A 2,416-nucleotide genomic window follows, 5' to 3' on the forward strand; every position below is an offset into this window, starting at 1 on the left:
TCAGCTTTAATCTGGTAAAAGCCTTTTTTGCCTTTTTTAACCATAAATGCCTGATTTTCGTTGAAATCTTTTGAGCCATATACAGCATCAAAGGCAGGTACTTTCACATCGTTTACTGTAACACCGCCCTGGTTGACAAGACGGCGTGCTTCGGAACGTGTCGGAGCAAGTTTTGTGTCAACAAGGATGGAGATGATATCCACACCTTCTGCAAGTTTGTCAGCAGGGTATGTGTATGTCGGAACGGAGCCGGCAACACCACCGGAAACAAATAATGCTTTGGCAGCGGCCTGCGCTTTCTTAGCTTCCTCTTCTCCGTGAACGATCTTTGTGATCTCGTAAGCGAGAACTTCTTTTGCTTTGTTGATTTCTGCACCTTCTAAAGCACCGAGACGACGTACTTCATCCATCGGAAGGAAGGTGAGGAGTCCAAGACATTCTTCAACTTTAGCATCTTCAATATTTCTCCAATACTGATAGAAATCATAAGGAGAAGTTTTTGCAGGGTCAAGCCATACGGCACCTTTCTGAGTTTTACCCATCTTTTTGCCGTCGCTCGTAGTCAAAAGTTTGAATGTCAGACCATAAGCCGGTTTCTGCTCTTTACGACGGATAAGGTCAACACCGCCGAGAATGTTGCTCCACTGGTCGTTACCGCCCATTTCGAGACAGCAGTCATAGCGGCGATTCAGCTCAAGGAAATCGTAGGACTGCATGAGCATATAGTTAAATTCAAAGAAAGTCAGTCCCTGTTCCATACGGGATTTATAACATTCAGCAGTGAGCATCTTATTTACAGAAAAATGAATACCTACATCTCTGAGGAAATTCACGTAATTTAAATCAAGAAGCCAGTTTGCGTTGTTTTCAAGAATAGCACCGTCATTATCAAAAGAAATGAAGTGAGAGAGCTGTTCTTTAAAGCAGGAAGCATTGTGCTGAATCTGTTCAATTGTCATCATCTGACGCATATCAGAACGCATAGAAGGGTCACCGATCATCGTTGTACCGCCTCCGAGAAGTGCGATTGGACGATGTCCGGCTTTCTGCATGTGCATCATCGCCATAATTGTAAGGAAATGACCTGCAGTCAGACTGTCGGCTGTTGCGTCAAAACCAATATAAAAAGTCACTTTTTCTTTTTCAAGTAATTCGCGTAATTCTTTTTCGTGGGTACACTGTTCAATAAATCCGCGTTCCACGAGTGTATCGTATACACTTGACATGTTATTCATTCCTCCTAAATTTCACTATCTCTTAGACTAGCATATTTTGTAAATCATTGCAAGCAAACACGTTGATAAAATCCGAGAATTAACCTATAATAATGATACTAGGGTAAAAAGGTTATGTATGGGGCAAATGCTTTTGGCTTCAACATTATATAAAAAGAGTATTTATAAAAAACAGGGGGGTATACTGTATGAAATATAAAATGATCGCACTGGATTTAGATGGCACATTGACAAATTCTAAAAAGGAAGTATCACCGCGTACAAGAGATCTTATTATTGAGATTCAAAAACAGGGTGTGATCGTAGCTCTTGCGACAGGCCGTCCGGTTCAGGGGGCTGCGCCAATCAGCAAAGAACTTCAGTTGGACGTTTATGGCGGATACATTCTTTCATTTAATGGCGGCATTATTAAAAATTGCCGTACGGGAGAGATTATTTTTCAGAAGAATATGCCAGATGAATTAGTTCCGAAACTTGCAGAGGCAAGTTATAGGTATCAGATTCCAATTCTTACTTATAAAGGTGATTGTATTGTTACAGAAGATACAACGGATTATTATGTACGATTGGAAGCTGAGATTAATAAACTGCCGGTGGAAGCATTGGAAAATTTTGCGGAACAGGTGAATTATCCTATACCAAAATGTCTGATGGTAGCAGCAGGGTGGCAGTTGGAGGAGATTATGCCAAAGATGCAGGAAGAGTTTGGGGATAAAGTGAATATTTTCCGTTCTGAACCTTTCTTTATGGAAATAACACCATTAGGCGTGGATAAGGCACAGGGACTTGCCAGACTTCTTGAGCATACAGGTGTGAAACGTGAAGAGCTGATCTGTTGCGGAGATGGTTACAATGATCTGACAATGATTAAGTTTGCCGGATTGGGGGTTGCAATGGAGAATGCACAGAAAGAAGTTAAGGAGATAGCAGATGTTATTACCCTTACGAATGATGATGATGGAGTTGCTTATATTATAGAAAAATACATGAAAAACAGATAAATAAAAAAGTTTAAAAAATATATAAAAAAGGTGTTGACAAATAATAGGTTATGATGTAGAATCATTTATGTCGAGAGGCGAGGGAAACAAAAAAGAAACAAACAAGCCGAAACGATAAATGGCCTAGTGGCTCAGTTGGTTAGAGCGCCGCCCTGTCACGGCGGAGGTCGAGGGTTCGAG

Annotated in this window: 2 protein-coding genes; one reads left to right on the top strand and one right to left on the bottom strand. The window is 40.9% G+C overall.

The features are described 5' to 3' along the window. Nucleotides 1–1,226: tyrosine--tRNA ligase (gene tyrS / locus QZZ35_RS11135; protein WP_291237467.1), on the bottom strand; the 1,226-nt coding region annotated here is incomplete at its 3' end. 197 nt (nt 1,227–1,423) lie between these two features. Here tyrS and QZZ35_RS11140 point away from each other — a divergent pair. Continuing rightward, nucleotides 1,424–2,236, top strand: coding sequence for a Cof-type HAD-IIB family hydrolase (locus QZZ35_RS11140; protein WP_291237468.1), 813 nt, complete (start codon nt 1,424–1,426; stop codon nt 2,234–2,236). Nucleotides 2,237–2,416: the final 180 nt, after the last annotated feature.

The sequence above is a fragment of the Frisingicoccus sp. genome (assembly GCA_016298055.1).
GTDB lineage: Bacteria > Bacillota > Clostridia > Lachnospirales > Lachnospiraceae > Frisingicoccus.

Coding starts and splice junctions, on each gene's coding strand:
- QZZ35_RS11140 (WP_291237468.1), top strand. CDS start 1,424: ATGAAATATAAAATGATCGCACTGGATTTAGATGGCACATTGACAAAT.